This window comes from Romboutsia sp. LXY-2, assembly GCF_056171995.1.
Window position 1 is genome coordinate 1 of record NZ_JBKFGI010000001.1, and the last position, 22,475, is coordinate 22,475.

The following is a 22,475-nucleotide window of genomic DNA, read 5'->3' on the forward strand; positions in this document are numbered from 1 at the left end:
AGGTGCTTTATCAGTATTTGGTTCTTCTTTCATGAACTTCGTATTCTTCTCTAAGATGAAGTTTGGTTCTAAGAAAGACAACATAGCTGTTGCTATAGAGCCATTAACTCAAGCGGACTTAATATCTGCTAACCCAATACCAGTATACGTTACTAACTTTATAGGTGGTGCTATGTCTGGGGTTATAATATCTCTAATGGGATTAACAAACATGTCTCCTGGTACTGCTACTCCAATAGCTGGTCTTGCTGTTATGTTTGCTTACAATGATCCAATGAAAGTTGTAATAACTGCTACTGGTTGTGCTTTAGTAAGTATAGCTGCTGGATTTATAGGACATGCAATATTCAAAAACTACAAAATAACTACTGCTGATATAGTTCGTGGAACTAACTCTAACGATTCTCAAGCTGCTTAATAAATAGTTAAATAGCTAATATCATTATTGATATTAGCTATTTTTTTATGTTTATCTATTAATCTTTCTTTTTCATATCCTGGATCGACTATATAACATTTATTATTGAATTCAATAAAGTAATATTCTATTCATAAATATTCATCCCAAATAATAATTAATAGCTTCTTTATATCCAACTAAATCCATTCGAGTTGATACTGCATGAAGCCCTATCAGATGTATCGATTCATTAATACTTGTACAGCAATCTTGTAGTATTTTAACATTATATTTTTCTGCTTATTTTGATATTGCAGTGTGTGTTACACATTCTTGTGTCATCATACCACATACTAAAAGTTCTGTTAATACTTTTTCTAAATCAGTTTTATAAAATCCATCTGCATATACTTTAACTACTATCTTACCTTCTGGTGCAGCTTGTAAAATTTATGTATGTATTTCTGCTCCAACTGTTCCTTCATTGAAAAATGACGCTAATCCTAAACTAGGATCTGCTATATGTCGAATGTGTACTATTGGTATATTATTCTCTTTTGCTTTTTTATTGCATTTAAAATATTTTGTAAATCTATTACTAAAAGTACTTTGCACATTTTTATATCTCCTTTTATGTTATAAATAACTTTATTATTTGATAAAGATCAGGTAAATATGTTTAATTTACTTTGTTATTTATCATAATTAAATTATAATATTTTTATATTATTTTTCAATTTTGTGACGAAAAAGTTATTGTTATAAAACTTTCATTATGAAAAACTTATAAAGAATTTGAATTTGAAGATTGATGAAATAGATTTAAATATACTTAAAGAATTAAAAGACGATTCTAAATTAACCTCCAGATACCTTGGATAAAAATTACATATGACTGGCCAGGCTGTAGGTGCTAGAGTTAATAAACTTATTAATGAAAGCGCTATAGAAAAATTCACTATTGATGTAAATAATTATAAATTAGGGATAAATAATAATACTTCATTTATAAAACTTATATGAACAGTTATGACCATATTAATATTAAGTCAATTATAAATAAGTATAGTGAAATTACTGAAGCTTTTAGTGTAAGTGCTGACTATTGTTACTTATTAAAAGTTGAAACTTTAGATAATATTTTATTTAATTCTATTTTAAATGAAATAAGCACATTTGCTAATTATCAAGTTTCTATGTCTATTGATAAAATAAAGTAAATCATTGATTTTTATATCTTTGAATTATATACATATGATAGTGGTCTAATATTCAATTTATTATACTTACTTTGAAATAGAATTATGTCGATTTTTTTCCTAGTATGGAAATTTTATTATATTTTAAACATTTTATTGTATTTTTCATATAATATGATATAAATATTATCCATATTTATAATCTATTATATGAGGTGATATAATGAAAACTGATGACTCATCTTATTGTTATCATAGTAAACATCATAATTGCACATACTGTGATTGTTTATACACAAATTATTTATCTAAGTTCTATAAGCTATTTTATACATTTTTGTCCAAAAGTCCATCAGAAATAAAAGAGGTTCTTCTTCCATTTATTAATAAAAAAATACAAATAATAATACCTGCGTCTCCTCCTGCTGCAAAACCACCTAATATAACAGGTACCCTAATATATATTGATGATACAATCATTAAACTTAAACTTAATATGGAAAGTAAAGAATCTACCAAAATAGGTATTTATTTATTAGATTCTATCTTAGGCTTTATACCTTTAAATGACAAGGATAATGGTGGATGTGAAAAAGAAACCAACCCTTTAACTACGGTTATCTCTCAGTATCTAGGAAAACGAATCCAATTATCTCTTATTAATGGTTCTACCGCAAAAGGAGTTGTGTTAGATATAACTAATGACTTTGTCAACATTCAATTAGATCAAACTGAACCAACAACAACTCCTCTTGTAGCAACCTATACTTTATCACAAGTATCTAGTGTTGTTGATTTAAGCCCTTCTATAAAATCCCACAGTAGTAAAGGGCAAGGCCATGGTAAAAATGGTCAAGGTAGTAGCGGTAAACATAGTAGTGAGGTTTCTAAAGGAAGTATAACTGTTCAAGTATCTGTTATTTGGGAAGATAATAACGAACATCCAAATGATATAGATGTAAACTTTATACGAGATGGAATTATAACAACAATTCATACTATTAATGGAGTTGCTACTTTTTCCTGTGAACCTAGCGGTAATTTAGTTATTCAATGCCAAGATATTCCTGGATTTATTACTCCATATAAGGAAATCAAATTACCAGGTAATGTTAGTTTTATTATCGAAACACTTATTTATGCCTCTGCTTCCATATCAGTTACCGGCATAACACTTTATCCATCTGATTTAGGACTAATAGTTAGTGATTCTTATAAATTAAAAGCACAAGTTCTTCCACTTAATGCTAATAACCAAGATGTACTTTGGGAATCTTTAAATGTAAATATCGCATCCGTTGATTCTACTGGAATTGTTACTGCTCATGAACAAGGGGATACTACAATAAATGCCTCTAGTGCAGAATCACCATATCTTGCTCAAACAAATGTATCAGTACTAACAATAACTAATATTGTTCCTATCCCAAGCATAGAAGCTATTCTTGGTGAAGTTATATTACTTCCAACTACAGCAAATGTAGTTAGAAGTGATTCTTATATAGTACCTATGCCTGTTACTTGGAAACTTAATGACTCTTATGTTGAAACTACATTTAAGGTACCATCTGACGCTACTGGTAATTTCACTTTAACCGGAGTAGTTGATAAAACAAATCTTCTTGCAACTTTAACTATATTAGTTGATACTTCTCAAACAGCTATACCTGTAACTGGATTAACCTTAAATATACTTTCTGATTCTATCTATGCAGGTGATAGTATAAAACTTATACCTACTATTGAACCAGATAATGCCACTATTAAGGACGTAGTATTCTCATCTAGTGATACATCTGTGGCTACAGTTTCTTCTAGCGGTACAATAACTGGTATATCTCCAGATTTTGCTACTATAGAAGTTACTACCGTAGATGGAAACTTTAAAGCTTATTGCATAATTTCAGTATCATCAGTTCCAGAAATAGACTTAATCTATTCGGTAGAAAATGTATATAGTTCTTATGAAGATGTTGTAATTAATGTTGAGAACTTAGTGGCTGACCGTATATTTTCACCGACTAAATACTATATAAAGATTGAGAAAACAGGTTCTAATCCATTAGTTGGTACAGGTTCGGTAATACTCCAACCAGATGCGACTACTTTTATGCCATATTTTTTTACAACATTCACAGCAACACCTAACTATAATAACCAGTACTTCTTCTATATGAGTACTGACCCTAGTTTTCCAAAGTCAGATGAACAAACTCTTTCTACTAACTTTAAAATAGGTTCTGCTGTACCTACATTTAATCCTAATGATATTCATGTTGATTTAACTATAATTGGTGGAGATTTAGACAATAATCCTTCTGACATTACTTTTATATTAGCTAGAGAAATTGATTTACCTATAAATGAAATCACGTGGAAGAATTATATTTTAGATTTAACTGCCGAAGATATACAATTTACAGATGAAGTTAAATTGAAGGGAAAATGCAATTCTGAAGGCGTTGTAATATGGGAAAAACCTAAGGAAACATTAAAACTTGGTGGATATATATTATTAGAGGTTACACCTGATGGGTATATTGATAACCTTAACTTAATTAATCCTGATGGTGATGGTGGACTTTTAAAAGAAGTTCAACTTACTCGTGATAACATTATTGTTAGACATGTTGTTAATACTCCTCTTTAGTAAATATAACTATATAAAATAACTTATCGTTAATTACTTTCTTTACAATTATAACAATTATTTGTTTATATGTTCGTTAATTTATAACAAAAAAGATATTAGCTAAATGGCTAATATCTTTTCGTGTATTTCAATGGTGCGGATGAAGGGAGTCGAACCCCCACGCCATAGGCGCCAGATCCTAAGTCTGGTGCGTCTGCCAATTCCGCCACATCCGCCAATATTTATTACAAGTTAATAGTAGCACATATACATATCAACCGCAACAAAATTTATAATAATTCATTATGATAATATTTATATTATCATAATGAATTATATGTTTTATAGTATTGTAACCGTAATCTTTAAAAATCTAATTTAATGTTTAATTTTAAATAAACTACCTAACGATTTTCCTAGTTAATGTACCTATACCAAGCCCCATCATTACTATTCCAATAATTACTTCTATATTAGTTAAGAAATAGCTAACCTTAGTTGGCTCACAATTTATACATCCTAGTCCACCAAATGTACCTACACTTAAATTTATAGTTTCATTAATATCATTAAAAAACTGTGCTAAAGAAAGTGTTCCTATTGTATTAACAGTATATCTAACTTCTTCTCCATCAATGGCTACGCCTGTAAACAAATATAAGATAGCAAATATAAATATTATTACTATTCCTGAATAAAGGGCGTATTCTGGTCTTTCTCCAAAACCGCAAGTAAACCAGTATATATATGCTCTAATTCTAGGGAATAAAGATATACATTTGCTTTGTATTCCTTTCGCTAAGTAATAGAATTCTCCAAAGTTATTATTTAAATTATTTTCTTTAAATTTATTTGCTAAAGTCTCATATGTCATATAAATTCCTTCATACTCAGATTTGTCCTTTACCCTAGGTTCAATTTTATCAAAGAAACTTTTTTCATCTAACTTTGTTCTATATTTGTCATCAAAAGTTAAATCAACTATATATGAAGCTACTATCTTCCCACCTGTGAAATCACAATCTTCAAAAGTAATCTTATTTAATTCACAGTTGCTTAATATTAAGCTAATCATAGATGTTTGCTCAAAAGAGGTATTTATTATTTTACTTTTTTCTATTATTGCAAAGGAAATATCACAGTTTAAAAACTTTGCATAAATATTACAATTATTGAAACTAGTGGACAAGTTGTCTTTTCTATTTAGTGATGGAAGCTTATCACTATCTTTCTTAACCATAAAACAGTTTTCAAATATTACCCCACCACCACAAAATTCACAGTTATCAAAAACACATGCAACAAATCTACAGTCTATGAATTTTACATTATTAAATTTGCAGTCAATAAATTTTGTACAAACGATATCTTCTTTACAAATAATATGAAAATCTTCTTCTCCTAAAACTCCTTTTTTTCCAAAACTATCTCCTTCATAGCTTTTAAAACTGTATCTTTCACTAGGTGTATATCCACTTAGGGAATCTTTATGTTTCAATATATTATTATATAAGTTTTCATTGTTATGTTTTCTTTTATCCAACTGATTATTAACTTTAGCTCTTTCCTCTTTAAAATTTATATAAGCCATAGTTTACTCCTTCTTACTGTTTTCATAAATATATGTTTATTATGTTGTTTTTGAGTACTAATTATACTTTCGCTAATTCATAAGCTATGAAAATTATATTTTATTTATATAAAAAATTCGCTTTATATGAGCGACTTCGTCCGTTGCTCAAAATCTTTTTTAAGTTCAAAGCCAGTTTTTGATATTACTTATGTTCAGAAATTATCCACATTTTTCGAAGTATTATAATATACTTAAGCATAAAAAATGCCTTAGTAATTTACTAAGACATTTTTATATCATCTTATTTAATTATATATATACTATTCAGCTAACTCTAAGTCAGCTTCTTCTATTCTCTTACCAAGTATTTGAACTCCTACAAATACTGCAAGTAAGGCTAATGGTAATACTAAATATATAGGTAACCCAAGTCCAGCTGGTATATATCCAAATAAAATTGTAATCGCACCTACAAATAAAGCATATGGCATTTGAGTCTTAACATGTTCAATATGATTACATCCTGCACCCATTGAAGATAATATTGTTGTATCTGATATTGGAGAACAGTGATCACCAAATATGGCACCTGTTAATACTGCACTTGTACTAACTATTATGAATGACATTTCTGGGTTTATAGAATGTGCAAGTGGTACTGCTAATGGCATTAATATACCCATTGTTCCATAAGCTGTTCCTGTTGAGAAAGATATTATAGAACCTAATACAAATATTAAACTTGGTAGTAAGAATGCTGGGAATGATCCTGATAATAATTTTATTAAGTATTTTGCTGTACCTAATTCCTTTATTACAGAGCTTAACGACCAAGCAAGTAATAATATAACCCCTGTTATTACTAATGTCTTCATACCATCAACCCAAACATCTATTGCCTCGGATATTGTGAATATTTTTTGTCCTACAGCCATGATTATTGCAACCACACTTGCAAGTAAAGCTGATTGGAATAATGCTACAGATGCATCAGATGCACTAAATGCTTCTTTTATAGCTTCAAAAGAAAATGGCGAATTTGTAAATATTGATATTAAAGTGGCATCATCTCCACCCATGATACTTGAGTATCCACTATAGTAAAATGCAACAAGAGCCGCAGCAATTAATGTTCCTATAGGTATTATTGCATTCCATATACTTAATTTTACGCCCTCTTTTGGTTCTAAATCAGATTCTACAGACTTTTCATCTTTAGTTGATGATACTTCACTTCCAGTATTTCCTCTTTGTCTTGCTCTTATTTCAGCCTTTCTCATCGGTCCAAAATCTTTCATAAGTAAAGCAGATATTACTATAAAAGCAAGTATTAATATATTATAAAATCTATATGGTATAGTATTTAAAAATACACCAAATGCATTTGTTTCTAATCCTATACCTTGAAAAGCTTCACCTATTAATCCAACTTCAAGTCCAATCCAAGTAGATATTATTGCTAATCCTGCTATTGGTGCAGCAGTCGCATCTATTATGAATGCTAGTCTTTCTCTTGATATTTTCATCTTATCTGCGACAGGTCTCATCATTGGACCTATTATTAATGCATTTGCATAATCATCAAAGAAAACTAAAAGCCCTGCAAACCAAGTAATTAATTGAGTTCCTCTAGCACTTTTTGCTCTTTTTGCTAATGCTTCAGCTATAGCTTTTGCACCACCCATTTTTGCTACTAAGTTTATAACCCCCCCTATAGCTAAAACTTGTAGTATAATTCCTGCATTCCAAGGATCAGCAAGAGAATTTAATGCTCTATTTACTACATCTAAGAAAGATTGAACTAATGCACTAAATACATTGCTACCTGTGATATTCAAGATAAAACTACCTGACATAATTCCTATTAACAATGATACTACAACATTTTTCGTTATAAATGCTAGTGCTATTGCCACTAATGGTGGTATTAAAGTTAAAATACCAAATTTAGCTGCATTTGCCGCCTGAATATCTACTTCCTCAGCAAATCCTGTAGTTGATGATAATATTAAAATCATCGCTGTCATTAAAATAAGTCTAAAATTTCTTCTGTTCATGTTATTTCCCCCTTTTAAGTAATTGTAGTGAATATTTTTGAGGGTTTGAGTAAAATAAAAAGAGCCTTGAGATAACACTCAAGGCTCTATATTTTGTACATCAAATTAAACTATATAAGCATACAAAAACTTCCTTAAATGATAGCTCACCACAAAACAAGTTTGTGACAGTGATACATATATTTTATGCATCCCCAGTTATACAACCTTAAAGCTTCAGTTATACACTTCGGCGATAATTCCTTTCCTAGTAAATCATTGTGCTTACCTCATTACTAGTACTCTTAAGTACCGCGCCTCTACCCTACATTTTATTCACTTTTCTTATACTTATTAGTATATATTACCAAAACATATATTTCAATAGTTTTTTCAGAATATTTTACAAAAGCTGAATTTTTTATATTGTCCATTTAATTATATGTGGTATTATATAATGAAGTTTAAATTTTAATACAATCCTTAAAATTAACTATATTTTTGTAATATCAATTCATATCTTATAGTTTTTAGACCTTTACCATTTCATTATAAAATAAAGCAAAAATTCAATATCAGTTTTCAATCATAAGTTTTTTTACTTTTTAACCTTATTTTATCATTTACTTTTCTAGCAAAGAGTATATAATATTAAGTATAGAATTATTTTTAATTATCTGACATTAAGGAGATGTTTGTTATGAGAACGTATAGTTTTAAAGAATTTCAAATGATGTATGGTAAAATAAGCCCTTTCGAATTTAAGGATAAATTAATAGACTTAGCCAAGTACTCTGCTAACAAAAATAAGAGATGTGTATTGGATGCTGGCAGAGGAAATCCAAACTGGACTGCAGCTACACCTCGTGAGGCTTTCTTTACTTTTGGACAATTTGCGGTAAGCGAAACCAGATCAAATTGGGATCTAGGTGATTTAGCTGGTATGCCCCAAATTAACGGAATTGGTGATCGTTTTTATAAATATATAGAGGAAAATAAAAAAATGCCAGGATCTGATCTTGCTAAAAGGATAGTTGACTTCGGAGTAAACGTACTTAATTTTAATATAGATGAATTTGTTCATGAACTTGCAGATGGAATAATTGGAGATAATTATCCTTTTCCAGATAGAATGCTTCCTCACTGTGAAAAAATTGTTCATGATTACTTAATCCAAGAAATGAAATATGACACAAAAGTAGGCGGTAAAATAGATGTATTTGCAGTAGAAGGTGCAACAGCAGCTATGTGTTACATATTTGATTCATTAATGGCTAATGAACTTTTAAGAAAAGGTGATAAAATAGCTCTTATGACTCCTATATTTACACCATATCTAGAAATACCTCATCTTCCACGTTATAATTTTGAGGTAATAAATATTAATGCTGATGAAGTTGACGAAAATGGAAATCACACATGGCAGTATTCTAAGAAAGAACTAGAAAAACTTAAAGATACTTCAATAAAAGCTTTATTTGTAGTAAACCCAAATAATCCCGCTTCTATAGCTATAAACGAAGATTCATGCAACAACTTAGTTGAAGTAGTTAAAAACTATAATGAGGATTTAATGATAATTTCAGATGATGTTTATGGTACTTTTGTAGAAGACTTTACTTCTTTAATGGCTAAGCTTCCATACAATACTATAGGGGTTTACTCATACTCTAAATACTTTGGTGTTACAGGTTGGAGATTAGGTACTATGGCTCTCCATGAAGACAATGTTTTTGATAAAAGAATTAATGACTTAGATGAAGGTTTAAAAAAATCTCTTAACAAACGTTACGGAGATATGAGTATGAATCCATCAAGTATACCATTTATGGACAGAATAGTTGCTGATAGTAGACTTGTAGCATTAAATCACACGGCTGGCCTATCTACACCACAACAAGTTCAAATGGCATTTTTCTCTGCTTTTGCATTAATTGACTGCCAAAATTCTTACAAAGCCTTAAATATGAATATTTGTCATAAACGTCAAAAATTATTATATGATGCTTTAGGAATAGAAATTAAAGAAGATAAAAACAATGCTGCTTACTACACTCAGTTTGATATAGAAGAATGGGCTAATACTACTCATGGTGAAGGCTTAACTAAGTATATAAAAGAAAAATATTCACCAGTAGATGTATTATATAAATTAGCTTACGATTACTCTGTTGTATTATTAAGCGGAAATGGCTTCGCTGGGCCTGAGTGGTCTATAAGAGTATCACTAGCAAACTTACAAGATGAAGCTTACACAGAAATAGGTAATGCTATTAAAAAGATCTTAGACGGATACTATACTGAATATGAAAAATCAATAAGCTTAGTAGTATAAATAGTATGAGGTTTATCAAAATAATTTGATAAACCTTTTTATTTTCTATAAATTTATCTTTTCACAGGTTAAAATTATTTACTTAAGACTACTAATAAGTATTTTTAATATAATACTTTTCTAATAAACTTAACAGTATCTCTTCTGTGCCATCCATACCAATACTTTTGCTTATTTTATAGTGTTCATCATTAAATTTAGCTAATTCACCATGTTTCAAAATATATGGATTATTTGCTATATTCAACATGCCCAAATCCATTATAGAATCGCCGATTGAACTAAATTGACTTATATTTTCTTTGTTTATTATAAAATCAATGGCATTTTCTTTATTTATTCCTTTTGGTAAGAAATATATCTTTCTCCCACTTATGTAGTGTAGCCATTTATTTTTATTTAGAGTTGTTATGTACTCTTTTATATTATTAATATTAAAAATACTTTTATCAACAACTAAATAAAAAAATAATTCTCCAGCATTCTTTAAACTAATTATTCCAGGAATATTTTTATATTTCACAAATTCATCCATCATATCTTTTCTTTTTCCAGATGAATTAACAATATCTTTTATAATAACATCCCATTCCTTTAACGGTTCATTGTCTTTAAGAATTGTACCCCCATTAGAAGTTATAGCATATTTAAATTTAATATTATAATTATTAAAATCTATCCTTCTAAATTGTTCTGCTGTTCTTGTTGTTGTTGGTATAAATGTTCCAAAATCTTGAATTTCTCTTAAATATTCTATTGTTTTTAAGGAAATATAAGATACTTCTTTATTATTTACTTTTTCTATACACTCATATTCATTGTCAAAATCATTAAATTCCTCGATAAATTTATTAGAATATATTATACTCCTATCTAAATCTGAAAAAATAATCATAATTATACATCCTTCATCTTTTTAATTACCCCACAGCACTTATAGGATTTTAGATCTATGATCTCAACTTTAACATTCTTCTCTTTTGCTAATATTAAAATATGCTCTAAAGACTTATCATTAATATCTTTTACTAATATTTTATCTGGTACTCTTCTTAATAATACTCTTGTTGTCTCGCCTATTCCTGGTTTTATAAAGTTAACGTTATCAATATTATATTTATTTTTTATTGTTGATATATCAATATCTCCACTTTTTGTTATTATATCTTCATCATAATTAGAAAGTTCTTTATCTATATTATTATACTGACTTATAAAACAACTACTAATTGTTTCTATATACCTTATAGACTCATCCTTATTTTCTAAATGTTTATAATATTTAGCTCCATGAAAATCTTCTATACCTATTAAATCATTTCTTAGTACCGTCCTACTAATTAATCCTGATACTGTAGAGTTTAAGCATGCACTTGGAATTAGAAAGTCTTCTCTAATTCCATATATACTCGAGTATCCTGCTGGATCTGCAAGTACTGCTAGGGTAGAATCTAAGCTGATTCCTAAATTATTTTTTATTTCAATACATGAGTTATTTAACTCTTTAGAAATAGTTCCTTTTCCTGTCCATCCATCTAAAAACTGTATTTTTTTACTTGGATGATTTCGTACAATATATTTTATTGCGTTAATATCTATTCCCCTGTCTCTTATTATAGATATTGTATAATGAGTAACCTCTATATTATATCTATTTTTAAGATATCTTTTTACTAATATTCCTATAGGTGTTCCTGCTCTAGCTAAAGATACCAGTACTAAGTCTTTGCCATTTTTTTTTAATATTTTCTCTGCCATTACTCCAATGCAAAAAGCTAGTTTTTCTTTTGTATCATTTAATTTTAAGTTATATAAATTGAGATATTCTTCACTTACTTCATTTTCTATTGGTATCATTTCAGAATAATGTCTTCCACTTTGTATTTTTATCTCTCGTTCTTTATTACCTTCTTCTATTATTAAATCTGAAATATCTTTGAGTAAAAATATTACATCTTCTTTATTGTATGTCCCAAATTTGTTCATCCATTTTCCCCTTATTCTACTTATCTACAACAAACTATACTTAGTCTTTCTATAGATGTATTTTTTACTATATCTATAAATTGATCAAAGTCTTCTTTTTCATTTTTTAATTCTACAAATAAGTAACACTCTTTATAGTTTTTTTTATCTAAATTATATACATAATTAACTACTTCAGGATTATAAAAACTATTAAGCTTAAACTTTGTTTTTATAGGATAATTTTCTTTATCTATTTCAATAATCGGACTTCTAGTTATAGAATGATAACATATATTGCCAACACATTCTTTAGCAAATAACATTGGAATATACATAAATTCCTCTGTTCCTAAAAACAAAATTTCATCGCTATAATTACTAATATCCAATTTGTTTTTTTCTCTTTTAACAATATCTTTAAGTTTATCCTGGTCTTCTTTTGTTATTCCAAATCTACCAGTATATTTTACATATTTCTTACTTCCTATATATTCATCCATATCTAAATCAATATATCTAACATCTAATTCTTTATTATTAATCTTACCTATACTTTTATTATCTGTGTCTATATTATTATAAGTAAATTCAAAACTACCTTTAAATAAATAAACGCACTCTATAATACAATTTAATTCTTTTTCTAAATCTTTTATTTTATTTATACTATCATCATCCATCCAGTTTAATATTGAACCTATTGTATATCTTCTCTTTGGATATAAACTTTGTATTTTCTTAATAATATTCATACAAGTTTTTGCAGTTGTAATTTCATCATCAACTAGTATTATTTCTTCCCCATTTTTAATACTTTCTAAGTTATTAAAATACAATTTGTGATCTGTTGCATGTGAATGTTCTTCTAAGAAATCTAAACTTTTGTATTCTTCAACTATTTCTCTTGTAGTATGTATAAATTCATAGTCGCCCTCAATATAATCAAAAACACTATGCCCTATTGCAGTGCCCGTTTCCGCAAAAGAAATAACAGTACCACTCTTGGTACTTATTTTTTTACTATTATATACCTCTACTATTAACTTTCCTAGTTCATCCATCTTCTCTGCTTTACATGGTAGGTGCTTACCTAATGGTTTTGATACAAATAGAAATCTTCTTTTAGGATTGTTTCTAACAGCAATATCTAAAAAATCATTAATTTTTAGATTAAGTGGATTTTCAATAATATTAAAATCACATTTAAAATTTAAGCAACTCATTGTAGTCTACCCCTTCATTTAAAACCCCATATATTTTTGATAAAATTATTATTTTCTTTGCCCATAGTAAGTGAGGATTTATTTCATTCATCCTTCCTCCATATACACCTTTACTAACACCATATATACTATCAACACTATTTATAATTGATGTAGCATCAACATAGTCTTCATAATTTACTACACATAATGCCTGTACTATTGGTATTTGTGATGGATGAATTACTGTTTTACCTATAAACCCATGAAATTTATCTAATAAGATTTCTTTAATGTATTTTTCTTTAATTTCTACATCATACATATCAAAGAATTCAGAAACGCCTCCACTTATAGGAATATCTATTTCTGGTCTATTCAAATGGTTAATAATATCTTGTATAAATGTTGATATTATCAAATTGTCATAAATAGAGAAATGCTTACTTCTTCTAATTCCATATAAACCTAAGATATCAGTTACCCCAATTCTGATATTTAGTATTCGTTTTTTATTACTTAATATAGTATTGTATAAATCATTAAAGTACTTATCTTTACTTTCTTTGTATACAAATTCCTTACTTTCTATAATGGGTATTACATACATATCCATTAAATCTGAATTATCAAGTATCTCAATACATTCTTTTAGTAAGCTGGCATTTGCTTTCGGAATTAATATTCCTGTAATAATTCCTTTGTTTTCATATATAATTTCCCCTATTTTTTTCAATTGTTCACTATCCTTTATTCTTACGAAAATTAAAGGAATATCATAATTATTTTTTAATTTGTCCTTTTTTATGTCTTCAAGGACATTTATCAAGTTGTTAATAGCTTCTTTTTCACCATTTATACCTACTGCATCTTCTAAGCAAATAGCTAGTGGTCTAACTCCCCTTACTTTTCCCGCTATACTTTTATAAATCATTTTGTATTGAGTTGCAGGTACATATAAAAAAGCCCCTAGTGCATACTTTAGTATATCTATCTCAGTACTATAATCAAATTCACAGGGCTTATTTAAAAATATTCTATTTATATTTTCATCATCTATGTAATCAAAGTATCTCATTTTTTATCCCCCCTTTTTATGTATATATACAAATAAGTAGATTATTAAAATTCAAACTTGTAAGCAAAATATCCAGAAGATAAAAATAATACCATCTTACACTTGTTATACAATTACTAAATGTAAGTTAAATCTTAAATCATCCTCTGGATATGCATTACTTATAAAAGTAATTTTAACAATCTACTTGTTGTATATTATAGAAGTATTTAATTCTTCTAACCTTTTCGTATTGTCTTTTAATGCTACTCTATTAGCTTCTTCTATTCTCATAGTTTCATCTATACCACTCTTAATAGTGTTATGCATTTTTTCTAATGTTTCTATTTGTATGGAACTCGAACCTGCCATTCTTGCTATTTGCGCACTTTGAGTAGTAACATTTTGTGCATTTCTTAATAATAATTCATTAGTTTTATCATCTAAAGCTTTTAGTGATTTAGCTTGTAACTCTTGTTTTTTAAGTAATATTGCTTGAGATAAACACTGCTTAAATACTGGTAGAGTTACTACGAAAGCACTGTTTATTTTTCTTACTAATCCAAAGTTATTATTTTGCATTCCACGAAGCATTGGGATAGTTTGTATTGCAATATTTTCAGCTACTCTCAAATCATAAACTCTTTGATTAAGCATATCATATACACTTAATAATTGTTGATAATCAATAGTTGCCATTGGATCAGCACTAGTTTCTGACTTTTCTTTGAAGAATGGTAGTATTTCATTATCCATTTCTTCTATTGCCATTTCACCTGCAACGATGTACTTTTGAAGTTCATTATAGAAATCAAAGTTTTCGTTTAACATTGCTCCTATTTGCTTATTAGACTGTGCTATTTCTCTTTCATAATTTTCAAGTTCTATTTGTATTTTTTCTACTTCAGAACCTAATGTTTCATATCTTTGGAACATTAACTCTACTGCATTATTAGCTTTTTTAAATATCTTTTGCATAAAAGTTGGTTCTTTAGCTTCTTGGAAATCATCTAAATCAAACTTATCCATTATTTTTGTAAGTTGAAGAAGCATTTTAGAGTTTTCTTCATTTCTGTTCATCTTTATTGAATTTAATAAGCTATCTGAAACTCTTGCTATACCTTCTGAAGCACCTCTTCCGAATTGAAGTATTGTTTGTGGATTTTCTACTTCAATAAGCGAAGTTAATGCTTCTACTTCTTTACTTTTTCTAAATTCTAGCTTCTTATTATTTGTATATTCCATAATATCAAAATTATCGTTATTGTTTTGAATATTAGTATTTTCTACTACTTCTGGCTTTTGATCATTCGATAGCCCATTTAAATTTATTGCCATTTTGACCCGCTCCTTTTCCCAAACAACTTTTTGAATAAAGGTACATCCTCTTCCAGTGAACCTAACTTTAATTCATAAGCCATTTTATCTAATCTATGTGTGTCTACTAATTGACTGTTTACAACACTTTCTATACAGCTTTCTCCACTTGGAGAAAATAAAATTATATCAAATCCTATTTTGTTAAGTAGTAGCATCAAGAATGTAACTTCTTTACTAAAAATAAATCCTTTTTCCATATACATAACTAGCTTCGGGTTGATCATAGCATAATCAAAGTTATTTATCATATATACAAACTTCTTATTCATATGAAGTACTGTATATAAGCCTTTAATTATGTCTTCCTTACTTAGCTTTTCTATAAACATATCATTTGCAATAACTTCTTCAACTTTTTCAAGTAACATAATTTTTTGCTCTAAATGAAGTGTAGAAATAGAGTAGTTATAGTCATTTATAACAGCTTGTTTATCAATAATTCCTTCCCCATTTATTACAAAAGATAAACTGTAAGCTTCTTTAGTAAATTCCTTAGAAAAATTGTTTACATTTCCATCAAATTCTATAAAGAAAACATCTTCCCCATCTTTAAGACTATTAACCAATTCTAAGTATTGATTATTATCATTATAAACTCCATTTATTTTAGAAAAAAATACAGGAACTATTACATTTTCATTGTCAAAAGTAAAGCCTGGTCTTAATTTTGAAGGTTGGTTATAATATATTGAAATCTCATCTATAGTTGAACTTAGTAATAAACTTTTCACTTTTCTATCTTGAAGTTGCCAAGGTTTTATAAAACCTGAATCATTTAACAACTCATCACTTATTCTTCGTGATGCCTGTGCGCCTACGGTCATAGTCTTTCTAATTGAAGTTCTATCTATTATTTCACCTTGATTTCTTCTCTCCTCAAAAGATAGCAATTCATTTGAAGCATTATATACTTCTTTTAAAAGACCATACTTACTTATATCTGAATCATTAATATTATTACATTTATTAGGGTTTAGATATAATACATCAAAGCCTGAAAGATGTAATATTATTAATAAATAAATTTCATGTTTTTTAATATCTCCATAAAAAATACTTATAGGAGCTTCATTTTTATTTATTTCTATTTTATTTATATATAACTTTATCCAAGACAATATTTTAATAATAAAATTCTGCTTAACTCTGTCATTTGCAAATTCATCTTTCTTATCTATTAGAAATATGTCTATTGCTTTTTTTATTCTATAGTTCATTGATTCTGAGTTAATTATATTAATATCTAATGTATCTAAATTATCTCTATAATTAATTAATTTATTTTTAAAATAATCTATCGTATCAAAATCACTTGGATTTGGTATTGTGTCATGAAATAATACCATATCCTTTCTACTTTCAAAGCTTTTGCTTATTTTATATATTTCAAGATTATACAAGTCCTCTTTATCTACGCCTTCATAAGAAATAAAATAGTTTTTATAACCTTTTGATGGCGTATAATTCCCTCTATCTGATTGGCTGGAGAATATTTTATTGAAAACTTCCATACTCATCTATCCTCCCATTTTATTAGAGGATGAATAATACTATTCATCCTCTTATATTTATTAATCTGCTATTGCACATTCAAATTTATCTAGATTTTGCATCATGTCCTTAAGACCTGTGTCATTAGTTCCTTGCCCTATTGCTCCAAATTGCCATGTATTCCCTTGTCTGTATATATTTCCAACCACTAACCCAGTTTTACCTGAATAATCGTCAGTTAAATTATATCTAGCTATTTCTTTTCTAGTGTTAGTATCTACAACTCTAATGAACGCATTTTTTATCATTCCAAAGTGTTGTTTTCTTTGCACACAGTTATATATATTTACTACAAAAACTAAATTTTGTATATTTCCTGGAATTTTATCTAGATTAACAAGTATTTGTTCGTCATCTCCATCACCATCACCAGTTAAGTTATCTCCTGAGTGCATTAATGAACCACATACACTTCTTAAATTTCCAAAGTATACAAGATCTTTCATATTATCAAGTGTTCCATTTTTATTTAACATAAAAACAGACGCATCACAGTCTACACTTGATTCTCCTCCACCGAATAATGATTTTAAAAATCCTCCACCAGTCGCTTGAACTGGATCCCATCCTAATCCAACAGTTATAGCACTTAAACCTGGATTAGCTTTTTTAAGGTCTATTTTTTGACCTTTACTTAAATTTATAGACATAACATTACCCCCTAATTAATTACACATTTATTCCGAAGTTATTGCATAATGCTTCTAGTCCACCTTCGAATCCTGAACCTAATGCGTTAAACTTCCATTCTCCATTGTGCTTGTATATTTCTCCAACAACTATAGCAGTCTCTACACTAAAGTCTTCACCTAGTTCATACTTTACAAGCTCTTCATTATTATCATTATTTAAAACTCTTATATATGAATTACTTACTTGTCCAAAGTTTTGTCTTCTTGAAACAGCATCATGTATAGTTACTGTAAAAGCAACTCTTGATATATTAGCTGGTATTTTTGTGATGTCAACCATGATTTGTTCATCATCTCCATCTCCATCACCATTTCTATTATCTCCTAAATGCTCTACTGCTCCTGAAGTATGTTTTAAATTGTTGTAGAATATAAAGTCTAAGTCATTAGTAACTTTTCCATTATCTCCAGCTAAGAATGCAGCTGTATCTAAGTCAAAATCAAATCCACCATCATATTTGTTTAAATCCCAACCTAATCCTATTATAAGTTTTTTAAGTCCTGGATTACTTTTTGTTAAGTCAACTTTTTGCCCTTTTGCTAATGTGATACCCATAATTTATTCACTCCTTGTTTATTTGTCCTAATTAATAAATAAAATTATATTTAATCTTATTATAGCATTTATTTTGTCTTCTTTTTAACTTTATCGCATATTTTTTTTGTTAATTTAAGTATATTAGATGTCTTTTTTTATATTTTAAATTAAATTCTTAAGTAGTAAAGCAACAATGATACATACTGTAGATTCCATAAAATAAGACTAGCACACAAAGTGCTAGCCATTTTAAAATACAATTTCTTTTTTCTCAATGAATATTTGATGCCATAAGCAAAACATAAATACTGTCCATATTTTTCTTGAATTGTCCTTTTTATCACTAATGTGTTCATCTAATAGTTTAATAACATAGTCTTTATTAATATATGTATCAACTTTTGCATCTTCAATTGTACTTCTTACTATATTTCCTAAGTCATCTTTTAACCATACTCTAATCGGAGTTGGAAATCCTAGTTTTTTCTTTTCAACTACATGTTTAGGTATAATGTCCTTAAATGCTTCTCTTAATAAAACCTTAGTATTATTATCACTAATCTTTTGATTTATTTTTAAGTTTCTAGCAACATTAAAAACTTCTTTATCTAAGTATGGCACTCTTAATTCTATTGATGCAGCCATAGACATTTTATCACCTTTTTGCAATATATCACCAGGTAACCATGTGTTTATATCTACATGTTGCATTGTAGTTACATAATCATAGTTTTTACTTATTGCATCTTCATATATATCGTCTAATATATTCTGATAATTTAATTCTTCTTTGTATTGTACCAAAACATCTTTTACTTCTTCATTTTCAAATATTTTTGCATTTCCAATATACCTTTGACTTAATGGCGTAGTTGCTCTATATAAATAACTTTTACCTCTCATTTCTGGCATAGATTTCGATGTAAAATTTAATATTTTTTTTATATACCTAGGCATCTTTATAATTGGTGCCACACTATTATATTCTTTATATATGTTATACCCTCCAAAAATCTCATCTGCTCCTTCACCTGATAATACTACTGTTACATGTTTTTGTGCTTCTTTTGATAAAAAATAGATTCCTACTTCAGAAGGATCAGCAACTGGGTCGTCTAAGTGATATGCTACTTTAGGAAGGGCTTTTATATAATCGTCCTGACTTACTTTTATTTGTATATTTTCTATACCTAAAGCAGTAGCAGTTTTATTAGCTACCTCTAATTCATTATATCCATCTGCTTCAAATCCAACAGAGAATGATTTAATTTTAGGATTAATACTAGAAGCAATAGTAGCAACTATTGATGAATCTATTCCACCTGATAAAAAAGTCCCAACGTCAACATTGGCTTCCATATGACGAGATATAGAGTCTACTATTACATTTTGTACATCTTTTGCTTCGATGCTTTTCTCCGGTGTTAGCTTTACTTCAAAGTATTCTTCAATAGATAGATTATTATCTTTTACAAAGAAATAATGTCCTGGTGGAATATGATTAATATCTTTTACCATAGTTTTATTTTTTGGCACAAACTGAAATGATAAGTAACTTTGTAAGCTTTCTTCGTTAATTTCCGGCTTATCTAATAAATTAAATATAGATTTGTATTCAGAAGAAAATGCTATAATGTCTTCATTGTTTATATAGTATAAAGGTTTAATTCCAAATATATCTCTAGCTCCAAATAATTCATTACTTTCCTTGTCATATACAAGAAAAGCAAACATACCTCTTAACTTATTTACACAATCTCTTCCATATTCTAAATATGTAGTTAGTAACACTTCAGTATCACTTTTAGTATTAAATTCATATCCCTTTTCTATTAAATCATTTCTTAGTTCCTTATAATTATATATTTCACCGTTAAATACCATTACTTTGTTTCCTTTTTCAAATGGCTGGCTTCCACCAACAATATCTATGATACTTAACCTTTTAAAAGCAAAATCAATTTTTTCATCTTTAAAATATCCAGTATGATTTGGTCCCCTATGATCTATATCTTTTGCTATACTCTCTATATCAATGTTTTCAGTAATATTTTTATAATAAATTGAAACGTGTCCACACATAAATTATTATTCCTCCATATAAATTGTAGTACCTTATATTTTTGTCCTAAAAAATAAGTTTATTCAATTTTACAAAGAATATTTTCAATAAATTAAAATAAGCTATACAAAATAATATTTGCATAGCTTATTATATAGTTTATATTACTATCTAACTTTAATTCTTAGAACTGTTTTCATTTTAGCTTCTTCTGTTTTTCTTGGATCTGAAATGTATATTTCTTTATGTATTTTCTCTATCCTTTCAAGGCCATTTTCTTTGCAGTATTTTTCCATTAATGAGAAAGTTTCTGGTTCATTATCATAACTTCCTATATGCATACATTGAACACATAAACCTTCTTCAATTTCTTCAAACTTCACATGTTCTAAGTATGGATTATCTTTTTTATCTTTAACACTTTCTACTGCAAGGTTAAAAATTTCCTCAGTTACAAAATCTGGTTGTCTAATCATTAGTTTATACTTAAAATGGTCCTTGCTTAAATAATCTAATTTTCTTCCTTCTTCATCTAAATCCCATACTCCCTCTAGAGGAAATACTGTATATTCATAATATCCTTCTGGTGCTATATTCTTCTTATGCATCATTCTTACAAAATAAGAAGTTGAATATAAAGATTCTACTGCTCTTGAAAATTCTTCATTATTTGGATTACCTTCTCCTTCAACAGTAAAGTATTTCATCTTAGGTACATTTATACTTATAGGCTTAGATTTTGGTAAGTATAAATCTTTATCTTTTTTTCTCCATTCATATTTAGTCATAAATATTTCTCCTTTTTATATTTCAACATACTTATATTCCTAAAGTTTATTTACTAATCTTCATTTCTTTTTAATATACAAAAAAATTATACCATATAATCTGACATCTTATTCTAGATATCTTCATATATGGTATAACATCCAATCAACATATTTATTAACTATATTATTTTGTTATAAGTATTAATTCTACAGGAATAAAAGCATCTACTTTTTCCCCTTTAAGTATTTTATCTATTGTATCTACTGCAGTTTTACCTATTAATAAAGGTTGTTGAGCTACCGTTGCCGCCATTTCACCATTTTTAACTGAGTTAACAGCATCATCTGTTGCATCAAATCCAACTATTAATACATCCTTCATTCCTGCATCAGCTAGTGCTTTTTGTGCTCCTAGTGCCATCTCATCATTTTGAGCAAATACTGCATCTATTTCATTTTTAGATTGTAAAATATTCTCCATAACAGTTAAACCTTGAGTTCTATCAAAATCAGCACTTTGCTTAGATACTATATTAATCTTACTTTTAGCTATTTGATCATCAAATCCTTGCCCTCTATCTCTTGTAGCTGATGACCCTGCTGTTCCTTCAAGTTCTACAATGTTGCCTTCTCCACTTAACTTTTCTATTAAGTAATCAGCTGCCATCTGTCCTCCAGCTACATTATCTGAAGCAATATGTGAAACTACCTCACCACCATTTGCAACCCTATCTACAGTTACAACTGGTAAATCATTGTTATTTGCGATCATTACAGAAGCTACAGCCGAATCTGAATCAACTGGGTTTAATAAAACCATTGATACATTTTTTACTGTTAAATCTTCCATATTTGATACTTCTTTTGCTGGGTCATTTTGAGAGTCTAGTACTACTACTTCATATCCTAACTCTGCTGCTCTTTTTTCAATACCACTTTTTAAATCAACGAAAAATGGGTTATTTAAAGTTGATACTATAAATCCTATTTTTTTAGTTCCATTGTCTTCAACTTGGCATCCAACAAGCATTAAGCTTGCTAACACTATTGTCATTATTATAGAAAGAAATTTTTTCATGA

General features: G+C 28.2%; 19 protein-coding genes, 1 tRNA gene and 1 riboswitch. Of the genes, 4 read left to right on the forward strand and 16 right to left on the reverse strand.

All coding sequences use genetic code 11. The features are described 5' to 3' along the window. Positions 1-418: PTS sugar transporter subunit IIC (locus ACI48P_RS00005; RefSeq protein WP_475212210.1), on the forward strand; the 418-nt coding region annotated here is incomplete at its 5' end. A gap of 282 nt (positions 419-700) precedes the next feature. Here the strand turns inward: ACI48P_RS00005 and ACI48P_RS00010 are convergent. Next, the gene (locus tag ACI48P_RS00010; protein ID WP_475214098.1) at positions 701-850 is read right to left on the reverse strand and encodes an isochorismatase family protein; all 150 of its coding nucleotides are present in this window, start codon (positions 848-850) and stop codon (positions 701-703) included. Further along, complete coding sequence (locus ACI48P_RS00015) at positions 851-1,015, reverse strand: hypothetical protein (protein ID WP_475212212.1); 165 nt, start codon at positions 1,013-1,015, stop codon at positions 851-853. A 404-nt stretch (positions 1,016-1,419) separates the two neighbouring features. On the opposite strand from ACI48P_RS00015, the gene ACI48P_RS00020 reads away from it, so the two are divergent. Next, positions 1,420-1,620 (forward strand): Lrp/AsnC ligand binding domain-containing protein, encoded by a 201-nt coding sequence (locus ACI48P_RS00020; RefSeq protein ID WP_475212214.1) that lies wholly within the window; start codon positions 1,420-1,422, stop codon positions 1,618-1,620. 202 nt (positions 1,621-1,822) lie between these two features. Continuing rightward, the gene (locus ACI48P_RS00025; protein ID WP_475212216.1) at positions 1,823-4,249 is read left to right on the forward strand and encodes an Ig-like domain-containing protein; all 2,427 of its coding nucleotides are present in this window, start codon (positions 1,823-1,825) and stop codon (positions 4,247-4,249) included. A gap of 134 nt (positions 4,250-4,383) precedes the next feature. On the opposite strand, the gene ACI48P_RS00030 is transcribed toward ACI48P_RS00025, so the two are convergent. The 3 genes from ACI48P_RS00030 to ACI48P_RS00040 form a co-directional block, all read right to left on the reverse strand. After that, a tRNA-Leu gene (locus ACI48P_RS00030) sits at positions 4,384-4,467 on the reverse strand. 164 nt (positions 4,468-4,631) lie between these two features. Then, positions 4,632-5,822: a pentapeptide repeat-containing protein gene (locus ACI48P_RS00035; protein WP_475212218.1), complete on the reverse strand. Its 1,191-nt coding sequence runs from the start codon at positions 5,820-5,822 to the stop codon at positions 4,632-4,634. A 302-nt stretch (positions 5,823-6,124) separates the two neighbouring features. Continuing rightward, complete coding sequence (locus tag ACI48P_RS00040; protein WP_475212220.1) at positions 6,125-7,861, reverse strand: Na+/H+ antiporter NhaC family protein; 1,737 nt, start codon at positions 7,859-7,861, stop codon at positions 6,125-6,127. A gap of 134 nt (positions 7,862-7,995) precedes the next feature. Further along, a riboswitch (Lysine riboswitch) is annotated at positions 7,996-8,171 on the reverse strand. 369 nt (positions 8,172-8,540) lie between these two features. Between ACI48P_RS00040 and aspD the strand changes: the two genes are divergently transcribed. Continuing rightward, a complete protein-coding gene (aspD, locus tag ACI48P_RS00045) occupies positions 8,541-10,175 on the forward strand; it encodes an aspartate 4-decarboxylase (RefSeq protein WP_475212222.1) in 1,635 nt (544 codons plus the stop codon). 91 nt (positions 10,176-10,266) lie between these two features. On the opposite strand, the gene ACI48P_RS00050 is transcribed toward aspD, so the two are convergent. From ACI48P_RS00050 to rbsB, 11 genes are all read right to left on the reverse strand, one after another. Beyond that, complete coding sequence (locus ACI48P_RS00050) at positions 10,267-11,070, reverse strand: HAD family hydrolase (RefSeq protein ID WP_475212224.1); 804 nt, start codon at positions 11,068-11,070, stop codon at positions 10,267-10,269. 2 nt (positions 11,071-11,072) lie between these two features. After that, positions 11,073-12,161, reverse strand: a complete 1,089-nt coding sequence (locus tag ACI48P_RS00055; RefSeq protein ID WP_475212226.1) for a cysteine protease StiP family protein — start codon at positions 12,159-12,161, stop codon at positions 11,073-11,075. A 20-nt stretch (positions 12,162-12,181) separates the two neighbouring features. After that, a complete protein-coding gene (locus ACI48P_RS00060) occupies positions 12,182-13,366 on the reverse strand; it encodes a phosphoribosyltransferase family protein (protein WP_475212228.1) in 1,185 nt (394 codons plus the stop codon). After that, entirely contained in the window at positions 13,347-14,423 is a 1,077-nt protein-coding gene (locus ACI48P_RS00065; protein ID WP_475212230.1) for an HpcH/HpaI aldolase/citrate lyase family protein, read from the reverse strand. Before ACI48P_RS00065 ends, ACI48P_RS00060 begins: the two co-directional genes overlap by 20 nt. A gap of 183 nt (positions 14,424-14,606) precedes the next feature. Beyond that, a complete protein-coding gene (locus tag ACI48P_RS00070; protein WP_475212232.1) occupies positions 14,607-15,740 on the reverse strand; it encodes a toxic anion resistance protein in 1,134 nt (377 codons plus the stop codon). Beyond that, positions 15,731-17,299: a YceG family protein gene (locus ACI48P_RS00075; protein ID WP_475212234.1), complete on the reverse strand. Its 1,569-nt coding sequence runs from the start codon at positions 17,297-17,299 to the stop codon at positions 15,731-15,733. Before ACI48P_RS00075 ends, ACI48P_RS00070 begins: the two co-directional genes overlap by 10 nt. Before the next feature lie 54 nt (positions 17,300-17,353). Further along, complete coding sequence (locus ACI48P_RS00080; RefSeq protein ID WP_475212236.1) at positions 17,354-17,983, reverse strand: TerD family protein; 630 nt, start codon at positions 17,981-17,983, stop codon at positions 17,354-17,356. A 19-nt stretch (positions 17,984-18,002) separates the two neighbouring features. Further along, positions 18,003-18,581 (reverse strand): TerD family protein, encoded by a 579-nt coding sequence (locus ACI48P_RS00085; RefSeq protein WP_475212238.1) that lies wholly within the window; start codon positions 18,579-18,581, stop codon positions 18,003-18,005. 231 nt (positions 18,582-18,812) lie between these two features. Further along, positions 18,813-20,645 carry an asparagine synthase (glutamine-hydrolyzing) gene (gene asnB, locus ACI48P_RS00090; RefSeq protein ID WP_475212240.1) on the reverse strand — a complete coding sequence of 611 codons (1,833 nt, stop codon included), beginning with the start codon at positions 20,643-20,645 and terminating at the stop codon, positions 18,813-18,815. Positions 20,646-20,792: 147 nt separating this feature from the next. Further along, on the reverse strand, positions 20,793-21,413 hold the full coding sequence (locus ACI48P_RS00095; protein WP_475212242.1) for a GyrI-like domain-containing protein: 621 nt from the start codon (positions 21,411-21,413) through the stop codon (positions 20,793-20,795). A 166-nt stretch (positions 21,414-21,579) separates the two neighbouring features. Further along, positions 21,580-22,473 (reverse strand): ribose ABC transporter substrate-binding protein RbsB, encoded by an 894-nt coding sequence (gene rbsB / locus ACI48P_RS00100; protein WP_475212244.1) that lies wholly within the window; start codon positions 22,471-22,473, stop codon positions 21,580-21,582. Positions 22,474-22,475 lie beyond the last annotated feature (2 nt).

Bases quoted from the DNA above. Each gene is read 5' to 3' on its own strand.
- ACI48P_RS00020 (WP_475212214.1), top strand. From the start codon at position 1,420: ATGAACAGTTATGACCATATTAATATTAAGTCAATTATAAATAAGTAT.
- ACI48P_RS00025 (WP_475212216.1), top strand. From the start codon at position 1,823: ATGAAAACTGATGACTCATCTTATTGTTATCATAGTAAACATCATAAT.
- ACI48P_RS00035 (WP_475212218.1), bottom strand. From the start codon at position 5,822: ATGGCTTATATAAATTTTAAAGAGGAAAGAGCTAAAGTTAATAATCAG.
- ACI48P_RS00040 (WP_475212220.1), bottom strand. From the start codon at position 7,861: ATGAACAGAAGAAATTTTAGACTTATTTTAATGACAGCGATGATTTTA.
- aspD (WP_475212222.1), top strand. From the start codon at position 8,541: ATGAGAACGTATAGTTTTAAAGAATTTCAAATGATGTATGGTAAAATA.
- ACI48P_RS00050 (WP_475212224.1), bottom strand. From the start codon at position 11,070: ATGATTATTTTTTCAGATTTAGATAGGAGTATAATATATTCTAATAAA.
- ACI48P_RS00055 (WP_475212226.1), bottom strand. From the start codon at position 12,161: ATGAACAAATTTGGGACATACAATAAAGAAGATGTAATATTTTTACTC.
- ACI48P_RS00060 (WP_475212228.1), bottom strand. From the start codon at position 13,366: ATGAGTTGCTTAAATTTTAAATGTGATTTTAATATTATTGAAAATCCA.
- ACI48P_RS00065 (WP_475212230.1), bottom strand. From the start codon at position 14,423: ATGAGATACTTTGATTACATAGATGATGAAAATATAAATAGAATATTT.
- ACI48P_RS00070 (WP_475212232.1), bottom strand. From the start codon at position 15,740: ATGGCAATAAATTTAAATGGGCTATCGAATGATCAAAAGCCAGAAGTA.
- ACI48P_RS00075 (WP_475212234.1), bottom strand. From the start codon at position 17,299: ATGAGTATGGAAGTTTTCAATAAAATATTCTCCAGCCAATCAGATAGA.
- ACI48P_RS00080 (WP_475212236.1), bottom strand. From the start codon at position 17,983: ATGTCTATAAATTTAAGTAAAGGTCAAAAAATAGACCTTAAAAAAGCT.
- ACI48P_RS00085 (WP_475212238.1), bottom strand. From the start codon at position 18,581: ATGGGTATCACATTAGCAAAAGGGCAAAAAGTTGACTTAACAAAAAGT.
- asnB (WP_475212240.1), bottom strand. From the start codon at position 20,645: ATGTGTGGACACGTTTCAATTTATTATAAAAATATTACTGAAAACATT.
- ACI48P_RS00095 (WP_475212242.1), bottom strand. From the start codon at position 21,413: ATGACTAAATATGAATGGAGAAAAAAAGATAAAGATTTATACTTACCA.
- rbsB (WP_475212244.1), bottom strand. From the start codon at position 22,473: ATGAAAAAATTTCTTTCTATAATAATGACAATAGTGTTAGCAAGCTTA.